Origin of the sequence: Citrobacter sp. Cf116 (genome assembly GCF_030336505.1) — a bacterium.
Taxonomy (GTDB): domain Bacteria; phylum Pseudomonadota; class Gammaproteobacteria; order Enterobacterales; family Enterobacteriaceae; genus Citrobacter; species Citrobacter freundii.
Window position 1 is genome coordinate 1 of the sequence record NZ_JAOWEQ010000035.1, and the last position, 12411, is coordinate 12411.

Genomic DNA, 12411 nt, shown 5'->3' on the forward strand with positions numbered 1-12411 from the left:
GGCACTGTTGCAAATAGTCGGTGGTGATAAACTTATCATCCCCTTTTGCTGATGGAGCTGCACATGAACCCATTCAAAGGCCGGCATTTTCAGCGTGACATCATTCTGTGGGCCGTACGCTGGTACTGCAAATACGGCATCAGTTACCGTGAGCTGCAGGAGATGCTGGCTGAACGCGGAGTGAATGTCGATCACTCCACGATTTACCGCTGGGTTCAGCGTTATGCGCCTGAAATGGAAAAACGGCTGCGCTGGTACTGGCGTAACCCTTCCGATCTTTGCCCGTGGCACATGGATGAAACCTACGTGAAGGTCAATGGCCGCTGGGCGTATCTGTACCGGGCCGTCGACAGCCGGGGCCGCACTGTCGATTTTTATCTCTCCTCCCGTCGTAACAGCAAAGCTGCATACCGGTTTCTGGGTAAAATCCTCAACAACGTGAAGAAGTGGCAGATCCCGCGATTCATCAACACGGATAAAGCGCCCGCCTATGGTCGCGCGCTTGCTCTGCTCAAACGCGAAGGCCGGTGCCCGTCTGACGTTGAACACCGACAGATTAAGTACCGGAACAACGTGATTGAATGCGATCATGGCAAACTGAAACGGATAATCGGCGCCACGCTGGGATTTAAATCCATGAAGACGGCTTACGCCACCATCAAAGGTATTGAGGTGATGCGTGCACTACGCAAAGGCCAGGCCTCAGCATTTTATTATGGTGATCCCCTGGGCGAAATGCGCCTGGTAAGCAGAGTTTTTGAAATGTAAGGCCTTTGAATAAGACAAAAGGCTGCCTCATCGCTAACTTTGCAACAGTGCCTAAAAACATTCAATCTGGGTCAAATGAGTGATACAGTTTCACCCATAAGACCCAATGGAGGCAATATGTCTGAATTTGAATTACTGGCGCAGGATCTGCTTGAGAAAGCAGAAGCGGAAGAACAACTGCGACAGGAAAATGATAAAAAGCTGCTCGGGCAGGTGCTGGAAATCTATGACCAGAAGTACGTGGCTGAACTGCTTAGAAAAGTTGGTAAAAATGAGTGGAGTCGCGAGACTCTTAATCGCTGGATTAATGGTAAGTGCTCACCTAAGACGCTGACGTTAGCCGAAGAGGAACTTCTACGAAAAATGCTTCCGGAAGCGCCTGCACATCACCCTGACTATGCCTTCCGGTTTATTGACCTGTTTGCTGGGATTGGAGGTATACGGAAGGGCTTCGAAACCATCGGTGGCCAGTGCGTTTTTACCAGTGAATGGAATAAAGAGGCTGTGCGCACATATAAAGCTAACTGGTTTAACGATGCTCAGGAACACACTTTCAATCTCGATATTCGTGAAGTCACGCTCAGTGATAAACCTGAAGTACCTGAAAACGATGCCTATGCTTACATTAATGAGCATGTGCCGGATCATGATGTACTTCTAGCAGGTTTCCCCTGTCAACCGTTTAGCCTTGCGGGCGTAAGCAAGAAAAACTCGCTCGGGCGCGCGCATGGTTTCGAATGTGAGGCTCAGGGAACGCTTTTCTTCGATGTGGCGCGTATTATCCGCGCAAAAAAACCTGCCATCTTTGTTCTTGAAAACGTTAAAAACCTGAAGAGCCATGACAAGGGTAAAACCTTTAAAGTCATCATGGATACCCTCGACGAACTGGGCTATGAAGTTGCGGATGCAGCTGAGATGGGCAAAAACGATCCTAAAGTTATCGACGGAAAGCACTTTTTACCTCAGCACCGAGAACGTATCGTTTTGGTCGGTTTCCGCCGTGATCTGAACATTCACCAGGGCTTTACCCTGCGCGATATTAGTCGTTTTTATCCGGAACAGCGTCCGTCATTTGGCGAACTGCTGGAACCCGTGGTTGACAGCAAATATATACTGACGCCGAAACTCTGGGAGTATCTCTATAACTACGCCAAAAAGCACGCAGCTAAGGGTAACGGATTCGGTTTTGGCCTCGTTAATCCTGAAAATAAAGAAAGCATTGCCCGTACGCTTTCTGCTCGCTATCACAAAGACGGGTCTGAAATTCTGATAGACCGTGGCTGGGATATGGCCACAGGTGAAACAGACTTCGCGAACGAAGAAAATCAGGCGCATCGGCCCCGCAGGCTGACTCCGCGAGAGTGCGCGCGCCTTATGGGTTTTGAAAAAGTAGATGGCAGGCCTTTTCGCATTCCTGTGTCAGACACTCAGTCGTACAGGCAGTTCGGTAACTCCGTAGTGGTGCCCGTGTTTGAAGCCGTAGCCAAACTGCTTGAACCTTATATCCTGAAAGCGGTTAATGCCGATTCGTGCAAGGTTGAACGAATCTGATCGCTCCTCCCGGTATTTATGCCGGGAGATAATCTATGGAATATCTGCGTAAAGCCCTGTCAGCTCAGCAATAAACGCACCTAGCGTCATTAGCTCAGCTCTCACCGCCTCCGGGTATTTTTTGTGCAGAGATGATGGCACGACCAATCTGACACCCGACTCCCGCATCTCCCGATATTGAGCCAGAGAAACTCCCTCCTGGAGTGTAAACAGATGCACCTGATGAATTTTATCGGCCTCATTCAGTATCTGACGCCAGCGATCCTTACAGGTAGTCTTGACTGCCAGCATGCGCAGATTTTCTACGGGAAACTCAGTATCGTGGTAAGCCCCTGCGGAAGGGAAAAGGAAATCGGGTTTTTTATTACCTTCTGTGATGGCCTGCGTCGCAAAGTGTCGCAGGCCGTGCTCAATGAATAGATGCTCCAGGTGCAGTTCCAGCGACTTCCCGGCTCTGGATTTACGGCGATTGCTGACAGAATTGGCCAGCGCAATAAATTCATCCACAGAGCCAAATCCTTTCCGGATGATATCCAGAACATGCAGTTCCTCAACCAATAGAAATATGTCGTACTCCACGCGCCGGCGGTCAAGAAGTTGCTCATCCGGATCAAGGGAATTTTTCACATAATGGCTGGCTGCATACTGAATAATTTCACTTCCCGACGGAAAGCGCAGGTGCCAGTCTTCAGGTAGAATATATTTATGATTTACTGGCGCTTGCTGTAGAGATAGTCCGCCTAGAATCTGTCCTGCGGGGCCGGATATAAGCGCTCCGGGTATAACTTCACCAATAGCGGTCTCAATGACGTCCTCTTCATCAGTGCTGGCGCATACCCAAATATTTACTTCCTTACAGTCCCCCCCTTGCTCATCAAGCTTGAAAGCCAGGAGCGTCAGAGCCCCTGTATTTTCAGGATCCTGAAGTGGGCTGCCTCTACCCCAGCGGGTAATCCTTTTTTCATTCCGGGTTTTACCAAAATGACGGCTGTTATAATAAATTGCCCTGGCTTCGCTGTCAGGGCAATCATGCGATGACACATGTGCGGTGAGAAAAACCGAAGGGTTCAGTTCACGGGTATGGTTGATAGACGGAAAGAGTTTTTCAACGATACCTGAAGGGATATAAAGCCCTACCTGGTGACCACCTGTTGCGCCGGTATCGTTGGCGGAAAGGCGTTTGATGTAGACGAAGTAATTCTCACATGCGATCTCAAGTAGCCAGTTGTGGAAAACCGACATAAGCATCCCCTGTTACCCTGAAACTCTACTCACCATTTTTTCATGATTATATACAAACAGTGTCATTTTCAGAAGACGACTGCACCAGTTGATTGGGCGTAATGGCTGTTGTGCAGCCAGCTCCTGACAGTTCAATATCAGAAGTGATCTGCACCAATCTCGACTATGCTCAATACTCGTGTGCACCAAAGCGAGGTGAGCATGGCGACGGAGGCTCTGTTGCAAAGATTGGCGGCAGTCAGAGGTAGGCTGTCGCTCTGCGCCGATCAGGCGGCTGCTGCGAAATGGTGGTTGAGCATGCCCATGGCCTCCGTCAGCGCCGAGGGCCCAATGCCAAAAGCTCTCTCCACAAGGCGCACCTCGCCCCTGATGCCGGGCTGCAGGCACCAGGGGCGAGCCTGTCCTTTGCGCAGGGCTCGCATGACTTCGAATCCCTTGATCGTGGCATAGGCCGTGGGGATCGATTTGAAACCGCGCACCGGCTTGATCAGTATCTTGAGCTTTCCGTGATCGGCCTCGATCACGTTATTGAGATACTTCACCTGCCGGTGGGCCGTCTCCCGGTCCAGCTTTCCTTCGCGCTTCAATTCGGTGATCGCTGCACCATAGCTCGGCGCTTTGTCGGTATTGAGCGTGGCAGGCTTTTCCCAGTGCTTCAGGCCTCGCAGGGCCTTGCCCAGGAACCGCTTCGCTGCCTTGGCGCTGCGGGTCGGCGACAGGTAGAAATCGATCGTGTCGCCCCGCTTGTCGACTGCCCGGTACAGGTAGGTCCACTTGCCCCGCACCTTGACGTAGGTTTCATCCAGGCGCCAGCTCGGATCAAAGCCACGCCGCCAGAACCAGCGCAGCCGCTTCTCCATCTCCGGGGCGTAGCACTGGACCCAGCGATAGATCGTCGTATGGTCGACCGAAATGCCGCGTTCCGCCAGCATTTCCTCAAGGTCGCGATAGCTGATCGGATAGCGACAATACCAGCGCACCGCCCACAGGATCACATCACCCTGGAAATGGCGCCACTTGAAATCCGTCATCGTTCCGTCCGTCCAATCTCCGCCAAGCATGCTCAAGCTTCACGATTTTTGCAACAGAGCCCACACGAGTATTGAGCATAGTCGAGATTGGTGCAGATCACTTCTGATATTGAACTGTCAGGAGCTGGCTGCACAACAGCCATTACGCCCAATCAACTGGTGCAGTCGTCTTCTGAAAATGACATTTGGTATCTCTCATAAACGGATGTTTTTGAGAGAACTATCTTCGGCCTTCACACGCACGAAAGGCGGCGAAGCTCCGCCGTTAATCCGTCCGCCGGAGATCTCGCCCAGGCAGGCTGAAGGCCGAGCAAGCCTGACAGGCCCGAAAAGCCCGGCACGGGCGTCGGCGGCGATGACGGCGGCGGCATTATCCAGGGTTGATGATGGAAGTGGAGGATATCGACAACCTCTCGCGCAACCAAGACATCGCGGTCGGACTGCAAGTGATCTTGAAGCCACGGGCCCGTCCCACCCCGACATGGACCTCGATGCCCGAACGGACGTTAGATTTCGAGTTCTAGGCGTTCTGCGATGAAGGTTGGATCCCAGCCGGGATTGAAAGTGTCGACGTGGGTGAATCCGAGCCGCTCGTATAGGCCACGCAGGTTCGGGTGGCAGTCGAGCCGCAGCTTGGCGCACCCCTGCGTTCGCGCGGCATGGCGGCAAGCCTCGATCAGCGCGGAGCTGACACCCCGGCCCGCATGTGTCCGTCGCACCGCGAGCTTGTGCAGATATGCGGCCTCCCCCTTGAGGGCGTCGGGCCAGAACTCGGGATCCTCGGCCGACAAGGTGCAACAGCCGACGATGCCGTCGCTGCAACTCGCGACTAGGAGCTCGGATCTCAGGACGAAGGTCTCCGCGAATGTCCGGTCGATCCGCGCGACGTCCCAGGCGGGCGTTCCCTTGGCGGACATCCACGCCGCAGCGTCGTGCATCAGCCGCACAACCTCGTCGATATCACCCGAGCAGGCGACCCGAACGTTCGGAGGCTCCTCGCTGTCCATTCGCTCCCCTGGCGCGGTATGAACCGCCGCCTCATAGTGCAGTTTGATCCTGACGAGCCCAGCATGTCTGCGCCCACCTTCGCGGAACCTGACCAGGGTCCGCTAGCGGGCGGCCGGAAGGTGAATGCTAGGCATGATCTAACCCTCGGTCTCTGGCGTCGCGACTGCGAAATTTCGCGAGGGTTTCCGAGAAGGTGATTGCGCTTCGCAGATCTCCAGGCGCGTGGGTGCGGACGTAGTCAGCGCCATTGCCGATCGCGTGAAGTTCCGCCGCAAGGCTCGCTGGACCCAGATCCTTTACAGGAAGGCCAACGGTGGCGCCCAAGAAGGATTTCCGCGACACCGAGACCAATAGCGGAAGCCCCAACGCCGACTTCAGCTTTTGAAGGTTCGACAGCACGTGCAGCGATGTTTCCGGTGCGGGGCTCAAGAAAAATCCCATCCCCGGATCGAGGATGAGCCGGTCGGCAGCGACCCCGCTCCGTCGCAAGGCGGAAACCCGCGCCTCGAAGAACCGCACAATCTCGTCGAGCGCGTCTTCGGGTCGAAGGTGACCGGTGCGGGTGGCGATGCCATCCCGCTGCGCTGAGTGCATAACCACCAGCCTGCAGTCCGCCTCAGCAATATCGGGATAGAGCGCAGGGTCAGGAAATCCTTGGATATCGTTCAGGTAGCCCACGCCGCGCTTGAGCGCATAGCGCTGGGTTTCCGGTTGGAAGCTGTCGATTGAAACACGGTGCATCTGATCGGACAGGGCGTCTAAGAGCGGCGCAATACGTCTGATCTCATCGGCCGGCGATACAGGCCTCGCGTCCGGATGGCTGGCGGCCGGTCCGACATCCACGACGTCTGATCCGACTCGCAGCATTTCGATCGCCGCGGTGACAGCGCCGGCGGGGTCTAGCCGCCGGCTCTCATCGAAGAAGGAGTCCTCGGTGAGATTCAGAATGCCGAACACCGTCACCATGGCGTCGGCCTCCGCAGCGACTTCCACGATGGGGATCGGGCGAGCAAAAAGGCAGCAATTATGAGCCCCATACCTACAAAGCCCCACGCATCAAGCTTTTGCCCATGAAGCAACCAGGCAATGGCTGTAATTATGACGACGCCGAGTCCCGACCAGACTGCATAAGCAACACCGACAGGGATGGATTTCAGAACCAGAGAAAGAAAATAAAATGCGATGCCATAACCGATTATGACAACGGCGGAAGGGGCAAGCTTAGTAAAGCCCTCGCTAGATTTTAATGCGGATGTTGCGATTACTTCGCCAACTATTGCGATAACAAGAAAAAGCCAGCCTTTCATGATATATCTCCCAATTTGTGTAGGGCTTATTATGCACGGCTTACAGCAGGCAAAATTTAACCAGAAAAAAGCCGCTGAATTACTGGGGCTGACTTACCATCAGCTTCGCGCTTTGCTGAAAAAACACCAGATTTAACGCACATTTGCAGATGTCATATTGGCGGATTTGACGCATAACCCCATCAGGGTTTACCATGACGCCATTACTGTATAAAAAAACAGGTACAAATATGGCTCTGGCACTCGTTGGCGAAAAAATTGACAGAAACCGTTTCACCGGTGAGAAAATTGAAAATAGTACATTTTTTAACTGTGATTTTTCAGGTGCCGACCTGAGCGGCACTGAATTTATCGGCTGTCAGTTCTATGATCGTGAAAGCCAGAAAGGGTGCAATTTTAGTCGTGCGATGCTGAAAGATGCCATTTTTAAAAGCTGTGATTTATCCATGGCGGATTTTCGCAATGCCAGTGCGCTGGGCATTGAAATTCGCCACTGCCGCGCACAAGGCGCAGATTTCCGCGGCGCAAGCTTTATGAATATGATCACCACGCGCACCTGGTTTTGTAGCGCATATATCACGAATACCAATCTAAGCTACGCCAATTTTTCGAAAGTCGTGTTGGAAAAGTGTGAGCTGTGGGAAAACCGTTGGATGGGTGCCCAGGTACTGGGCGCGACGTTCAGTGGTTCAGATCTCTCCGGCGGCGAGTTTTCGACTTTCGACTGGCGAGCAGCGAACTTCACACATTGCGATCTGACCAATTCGGAGTTGGGTGACTTAGATATTCGGGGCGTTGATTTACAAGGCGTTAAGCTGGACAACTACCAGGCGTCGTTGCTCATGGAGCGGCTTGGCATCGCGGTGATTGGTTAGCATTCACGGAGCGGTAAGTACCGCTCCCGCCCTTATACAATAGTGTCCGCCCTTGCCTTAAAAGTCACTTTCGACGCACAGAGCGTAAACGTTAGAGGGTTCCGGTCCCCCCATCAGAACACCAGACCTGACCAGACGTATAGCTGTTCTCCCGAGCGGCCAGGGTGACATAAAGCGGCGCGATTTCCACCGGTTGACCAGGGCGTCCCAGCGGCGCATTTGCCCCAAATTTCTCCACCTTTTCCTGCGGTTGACCACCACAGCACTGCAGTACAGTCCAGTATGGACCCGGCGCGACGGCATTGACACGGATCCCTTTCGGGGCCAGCTGTTTCGCCAGCGATTTAGTAAATGCCACGATAGCTGCTTTAGTCTGAGCATAATCAAGCAAGATTTCACTTGGCTCATAAGCCTGTACGGAGGAGGTATTAATTATCACGCTGTCTGGTGAAAGATGGGGTATGGCCGCTTTGGTGATCCAAAACATAGCGTAAACATTGGTTTTGAATGTTGCGTCGAAGTCTTCTGTGGTGAGTTCCTCAATTGACTCACAAAATTGCTGACGACCCGCATTATTGACGAGGATATCCAACCCTCCCAGTCCTTTTACCGCCTGTGTTACCAGATGACCGCAAAAAGCCTCATCACGGATATCGCCGGGGATGGCCAAAACATTTCTGCCTGCTTTTTTTATCAGATCGACCACTTCACGCGCATCGTCTTCTTCTTCAGGTAAATAGTTAATCGCAACATCAGCGCCTTCACGAGCATAGGCAATAGCAACAGCACGACCAATCCCTGAATCCCCACCGGTAATTAATACCTTGCGCCCATTCAGGCGACCGCTTCCCTGATAGCTGTCTTCTCCATGATCGGGGCGCGGTTGCATTTTCCCCGCCAGCCCGGGAAAGGGCTGCTGCTGCTGTTGAAAAGGCGGCGCCGGAAAACGCGCAGAATTGGTTTTATTGATGGTCTTTTTTTCCTTGTTTAAGCCAGCCATTCAATTACCTCTCATTATTTATCACAAAGACTAATAATCGTAGACCAAAATGAATGGTATGACCTATATTATCCAGCTACACTTAATTTTCTCGGAATATTACCCTCCCTACTTTCCTCTACCGTTGCGCTTATATCCCCACCAACGTTAGATTTAATTTAAAAAATATTATTTGAGACTTATCCAGTTCGCAGTGTTAATAAATAGCAACCACACTTAACATCTCAATCTGGGGTATAGGAAGTATAAACCACCTTTTTGCTCCTCATCCGAAGTATCTTACCTGAAATTCCCTCACTCGTTTACCGCTCAAGCCCCAATTTTAACTGCCGGTCCAGCCTAAACCGCTCTAATAAGGTTCGATTTGGCGGTAAAATCTCTAGCCTGATAGCTCGAGAGATACAAACTGCCCCACCGCCCCGTTTAAAAGTTGGCAGTGTTGAGCAGTGTTGGATTTGGGGTCGTCAGTCAAAGAGACGACTCTGTGATGGATCGAACAGGCTGGGAGTCAGTGGCGGCGCTCGTTCTGGTGGCAGCTCACGCTGCTTGGCGGCATTCGCCTTGGCTGTTTTCTGTTTCAGATGCTTGAGAATCTGCTCAATGACCTTCGGATCTTCGATGCTGGCAATCACTTTGACGTGACCGCCGCAGTGTTCGCAGACTTCAATATCAATATTGAAGACTCGCTTGAGGCGTTGCATCCAGGTCATGGCGCGGTGGCGCTCTGCAGGACTCTTGTCACGCCAGTTAGTATCGAGACCTTCCGATTTGTCGGGCTTCTTGCCCCGCTTGGCGGGTGTTACTTGAACTCGGTGTTTGCTGTTCGGTGCAAAGACGCCGTGGAAGCGTGTGAGGTTGACTCGCGGCTTAGGTACCAACGCAGCGAGTTTGGCGATGAAGTCCAGCGGCTCGAAGATCACATGGGTGGTGCCATTGCGGTACGGAGTTTTGAGCTCGTAACGCACCTGCCCATTGGCGGTTAATGCCAGACGTTTTTCTGAAACCGCTGGCCGACTAATGTAGCGACACAAGCGCTCAAGCTTATCCCGCTGATGCGCTTCGGCCATCACACCGGCGTGTAGCGAGAAACCAGCATGGTTGGCTACTCGACTGCTTGAGTCGGCTTTATCCTCACGCCCTGGCAAGGTTTGCAGGGTGAAGACTTTGCGCCCTTGCTGGGGGCCGACGGCAATGCGATACGTAACCGAAGCACCATGTAATTGAGTCAGCGTATCGTCTTCGCCCTCTTCCAGTGTCAACCACGTATTCTCGGCATCACGCTCCAAAATCCCACGCTTTTCCATGCAGCGAGCGATGCGATGGCTGAGGGTGTGAGCGAGCGTATTCAGCTCATCGTAAGTGGGTGCCTTGACACGATGGAAGCGTTGCTTGCCATAGTCATCTTCGGCATAGACACCATCGAGAAACAGCATGTGGTAGTGGACATTGAGATTTAGCGCGGAGCCAAAGCGTTGGATAAGAGTCACTGAGCCAGTTTGTGCAGAGGCTTTGGTGTAACCGGCTTTTTTGATCAGATGAGTTGAGAGTGTACGATAGACGATACTCAAGACCTGGCCCATCAGCTGGGGATGGCGAGCCAGCAAAAAGCGTAGCTGGAAAGGAAAGCTGAGCACCCACTGGCGAATGGGCTCCTTGGGGAAGACTTCGTCTATCAGCAGCGCCGCACTCTCGGCCATCCGGCGGGCACCGCAGCTAGGGCAAAAGCCGCGTCGTTTACAGCTGAAGGCGACCAGACGCTCGTGATGACAATCCTCGCAGCGAACCCGCATGAAACCATACTCCAGACGGCCACATTGGAGGAGGTCGTTGAATTCTTGTTGGATGTAGCGAGGCAGGTGTTGACCTTGGGCTTCGAGTGAGGCTTTGAAGGCTGGGTAGTGCTGCTCAACCAGCTGGTAGAGCAGCGTCTGGTCGGGTTGGTGGCGTTCGTAACCGTTTGTTTGAGTGGGCGATTGACTCGCCGTGGCGTTCCTTGCCAGCGACATGGGTATCCTCCGCTGATACTGTGGTTATGTACAGTATCAGCGGCTTGCGTTCAGACGTCCAGTCTGGCCCTAGACATCGCTAAATGCTTAACCCGCAATAGCCCTCACGAGTTGTTATCAGCCACTACCGGTTGAGCGAGAAGGTTTTGGGTTCAGGGTGCTATTGCTCCACCAATCACAATACTGAAGCCCCAACTGTTATCAGTTGGGGCTTTTTCTTGTCTGTTTGCGGCGGTTGCGTTTTATCGGTAGTCGTCGAGCTCTGCACCATCCCACATAAGAGCTTAACGGTGCGATCTTCAACGCCATCACACAAAACTTTCTTTTTCACGCACAGTCAACTTATTGGATGTTTTATTAACAACCCAAAAGGAGATATTTAGCGGGCGGCCGGAAGGTGAATGCTAGGCATGATCTAACCCTCGGTCTCTGGCGTCGCGACTGCGAAATTTCGCGAGGGTTTCCGAGAAGGTGATTGCGCTTCGCAGATCTCCAGGCGCGTGGGTGCGGACGTAGTCAGCGCCATTGCCGATCGCGTGAAGTTCCGCCGCAAGGCTCGCTGGACCCAGATCCTTTACAGGAAGGCCAACGGTGGCGCCCAAGAAGGATTTCCGCGACACCGAGACCAATAGCGGAAGCCCCAACGCCGACTTCAGCTTTTGAAGGTTCGACAGCACGTGCAGCGATGTTTCCGGTGCGGGGCTCAAGAAAAATCCCATCCCCGGATCGAGGATGAGCCGGTCGGCAGCGACCCCGCTCCGTCGCAAGGCGGAAACCCGCGCCTCGAAGAACCGCACAATCTCGTCGAGCGCGTCTTCGGGTCGAAGGTGACCGGTGCGGGTGGCGATGCCATCCCGCTGCGCTGAGTGCATAACCACCAGCCTGCAGTCCGCCTCAGCAATATCGGGATAGAGCGCAGGGTCAGGAAATCCTTGGATATCGTTCAGGTAGCCCACGCCGCGCTTGAGCGCATAGCGCTGGGTTTCCGGTTGGAAGCTGTCGATTGAAACACGGTGCATCTGATCGGACAGGGCGTCTAAGAGCGGCGCAATACGTCTGATCTCATCGGCCGGCGATACAGGCCTCGCGTCCGGATGGCTGGCGGCCGGTCCGACATCCACGACGTCTGATCCGACTCGCAGCATTTCGATCGCCGCGGTGACAGCGCCGGCGGGGTCTAGCCGCCGGCTCTCATCGAAGAAGGAGTCCTCGGTGAGATTCAGAATGCCGAACACCGTCACCATGGCGTCGGCCTCCGCAGCGACTTCCACGATGGGGATCGGGCGAGCAAAAAGGCAGCAATTATGAGCCCCATACCTACAAAGCCCCACGCATCAAGCTTTTGCCCATGAAGCAACCAGGCAATGGCTGTAATTATGACGACGCCGAGTCCCGACCAGACTGCATAAGCAACACCGACAGGGATGGATTTCAGAACCAGAGAAAGAAAATAAAATGCGATGCCATAACCGATTATGACAACGGCGGAAGGGGCAAGCTTAGTAAAGCCCTCGCTAGATTTTAATGCGGATGTTGCGATTACTTCGCCAACTATTGCGATAACAAGAAAAAGCCAGCCTTTCATGATATATCTCCCAATTTGTGTAGGGCTTATTATGCACG

The 12411-nt window shown here is 53.3% G+C and carries 12 protein-coding genes and 1 pseudogene; 4 read left to right on the forward strand and 9 right to left on the reverse strand.

All coding sequences use genetic code 11. The features are described 5' to 3' along the window. The first annotated feature begins 63 nt into the window (after nucleotides 1-63). On the forward strand, nucleotides 64-768 hold the full coding sequence (locus OGV74_RS09185) for an IS6-like element IS26 family transposase (RefSeq protein WP_001067855.1): 705 nt from the start codon (nucleotides 64-66) through the stop codon (nucleotides 766-768). A gap of 117 nt (nucleotides 769-885) precedes the next feature. Then, nucleotides 886-2319 (forward strand): DNA cytosine methyltransferase, encoded by a 1434-nt coding sequence (locus OGV74_RS09190; protein ID WP_001288432.1) that lies wholly within the window; start codon nucleotides 886-888, stop codon nucleotides 2317-2319. Nucleotides 2320-2352: 33 nt separating this feature from the next. Here the strand turns inward: OGV74_RS09190 and OGV74_RS09195 are convergent, their stop codons facing one another. The 5 genes from OGV74_RS09195 to OGV74_RS09225 form a co-directional block, all read right to left on the reverse strand. Further along, nucleotides 2353-3561, reverse strand: a complete 1209-nt coding sequence (locus OGV74_RS09195) for a type II restriction endonuclease (RefSeq protein WP_001749969.1) — start codon at nucleotides 3559-3561, stop codon at nucleotides 2353-2355. 266 nt (nucleotides 3562-3827) lie between these two features. Continuing rightward, complete coding sequence (locus OGV74_RS09205; RefSeq protein WP_001389365.1) at nucleotides 3828-4592, reverse strand: IS6-like element IS6100 family transposase; 765 nt, start codon at nucleotides 4590-4592, stop codon at nucleotides 3828-3830. A 506-nt stretch (nucleotides 4593-5098) separates the two neighbouring features. Beyond that, nucleotides 5099-5599 (reverse strand): GNAT family N-acetyltransferase, encoded by a 501-nt coding sequence (locus OGV74_RS09215; RefSeq protein ID WP_000376623.1) that lies wholly within the window; start codon nucleotides 5597-5599, stop codon nucleotides 5099-5101. A 127-nt stretch (nucleotides 5600-5726) separates the two neighbouring features. Continuing rightward, the gene (sul1, locus tag OGV74_RS09220; RefSeq protein ID WP_000259031.1) at nucleotides 5727-6566 is read right to left on the reverse strand and encodes a sulfonamide-resistant dihydropteroate synthase Sul1; all 840 of its coding nucleotides are present in this window, start codon (nucleotides 6564-6566) and stop codon (nucleotides 5727-5729) included. Further along, nucleotides 6560-6907 (reverse strand): quaternary ammonium compound efflux SMR transporter QacE delta 1, encoded by a 348-nt coding sequence (locus OGV74_RS09225; RefSeq protein WP_000679427.1) that lies wholly within the window; start codon nucleotides 6905-6907, stop codon nucleotides 6560-6562. Before OGV74_RS09225 ends, sul1 (OGV74_RS09220) begins: the two co-directional genes overlap by 7 nt. Before the next feature lie 25 nt (nucleotides 6908-6932). Between OGV74_RS09225 and OGV74_RS09230 the strand changes: the two are divergent. Then, nucleotides 6933-7043, forward strand: a pseudogene (locus tag OGV74_RS09230) (helix-turn-helix domain-containing protein); the annotation flags it as partial. A 94-nt stretch (nucleotides 7044-7137) separates the two neighbouring features. Then, nucleotides 7138-7782: a quinolone resistance pentapeptide repeat protein QnrB6 gene (locus OGV74_RS09235; RefSeq protein WP_001749994.1), complete on the forward strand. Its 645-nt coding sequence runs from the start codon at nucleotides 7138-7140 to the stop codon at nucleotides 7780-7782. 91 nt (nucleotides 7783-7873) lie between these two features. On the opposite strand, the gene OGV74_RS09240 is transcribed toward OGV74_RS09235, so the two are convergent. From OGV74_RS09240 to OGV74_RS09255, 4 genes are all read right to left on the reverse strand, one after another. Beyond that, nucleotides 7874-8782 (reverse strand): SDR family oxidoreductase, encoded by a 909-nt coding sequence (locus OGV74_RS09240; RefSeq protein ID WP_001749993.1) that lies wholly within the window; start codon nucleotides 8780-8782, stop codon nucleotides 7874-7876. A gap of 464 nt (nucleotides 8783-9246) precedes the next feature. Further along, nucleotides 9247-10788 carry an IS91-like element ISCR1 family transposase gene (locus tag OGV74_RS09245; protein ID WP_000050481.1) on the reverse strand — a complete coding sequence of 514 codons (1542 nt, stop codon included), beginning with the start codon at nucleotides 10786-10788 and terminating at the stop codon, nucleotides 9247-9249. Between the two features lie 404 nt (nucleotides 10789-11192). Then, on the reverse strand, nucleotides 11193-12032 hold the full coding sequence (sul1, locus tag OGV74_RS09250) for a sulfonamide-resistant dihydropteroate synthase Sul1 (protein ID WP_000259031.1): 840 nt from the start codon (nucleotides 12030-12032) through the stop codon (nucleotides 11193-11195). Next, nucleotides 12026-12373, reverse strand: a complete 348-nt coding sequence (locus tag OGV74_RS09255; protein ID WP_000679427.1) for a quaternary ammonium compound efflux SMR transporter QacE delta 1 — start codon at nucleotides 12371-12373, stop codon at nucleotides 12026-12028. Before OGV74_RS09255 ends, sul1 (OGV74_RS09250) begins: the two co-directional genes overlap by 7 nt. Nucleotides 12374-12411: the final 38 nt, after the last annotated feature.

Excerpts from the sequence above, each read along its gene's own strand:
- OGV74_RS09185 (WP_001067855.1), top strand. The coding sequence starts at position 64 with ATGAACCCATTCAAAGGCCGGCATTTTCAGCGTGACATCATTCTGTGG.
- OGV74_RS09190 (WP_001288432.1), top strand. The coding sequence starts at position 886 with ATGTCTGAATTTGAATTACTGGCGCAGGATCTGCTTGAGAAAGCAGAA.
- OGV74_RS09195 (WP_001749969.1), bottom strand. The coding sequence starts at position 3,561 with ATGTCGGTTTTCCACAACTGGCTACTTGAGATCGCATGTGAGAATTAC.
- OGV74_RS09205 (WP_001389365.1), bottom strand. The coding sequence starts at position 4,592 with ATGACGGATTTCAAGTGGCGCCATTTCCAGGGTGATGTGATCCTGTGG.
- OGV74_RS09215 (WP_000376623.1), bottom strand. The coding sequence starts at position 5,599 with ATGGACAGCGAGGAGCCTCCGAACGTTCGGGTCGCCTGCTCGGGTGAT.
- sul1 (WP_000259031.1), bottom strand. The coding sequence starts at position 6,566 with ATGGTGACGGTGTTCGGCATTCTGAATCTCACCGAGGACTCCTTCTTC.
- OGV74_RS09225 (WP_000679427.1), bottom strand. The coding sequence starts at position 6,907 with ATGAAAGGCTGGCTTTTTCTTGTTATCGCAATAGTTGGCGAAGTAATC.
- OGV74_RS09235 (WP_001749994.1), top strand. The coding sequence starts at position 7,138 with ATGGCTCTGGCACTCGTTGGCGAAAAAATTGACAGAAACCGTTTCACC.
- OGV74_RS09240 (WP_001749993.1), bottom strand. The coding sequence starts at position 8,782 with ATGGCTGGCTTAAACAAGGAAAAAAAGACCATCAATAAAACCAATTCT.
- OGV74_RS09245 (WP_000050481.1), bottom strand. The coding sequence starts at position 10,788 with ATGTCGCTGGCAAGGAACGCCACGGCGAGTCAATCGCCCACTCAAACA.
- sul1 (WP_000259031.1), bottom strand. The coding sequence starts at position 12,032 with ATGGTGACGGTGTTCGGCATTCTGAATCTCACCGAGGACTCCTTCTTC.
- OGV74_RS09255 (WP_000679427.1), bottom strand. The coding sequence starts at position 12,373 with ATGAAAGGCTGGCTTTTTCTTGTTATCGCAATAGTTGGCGAAGTAATC.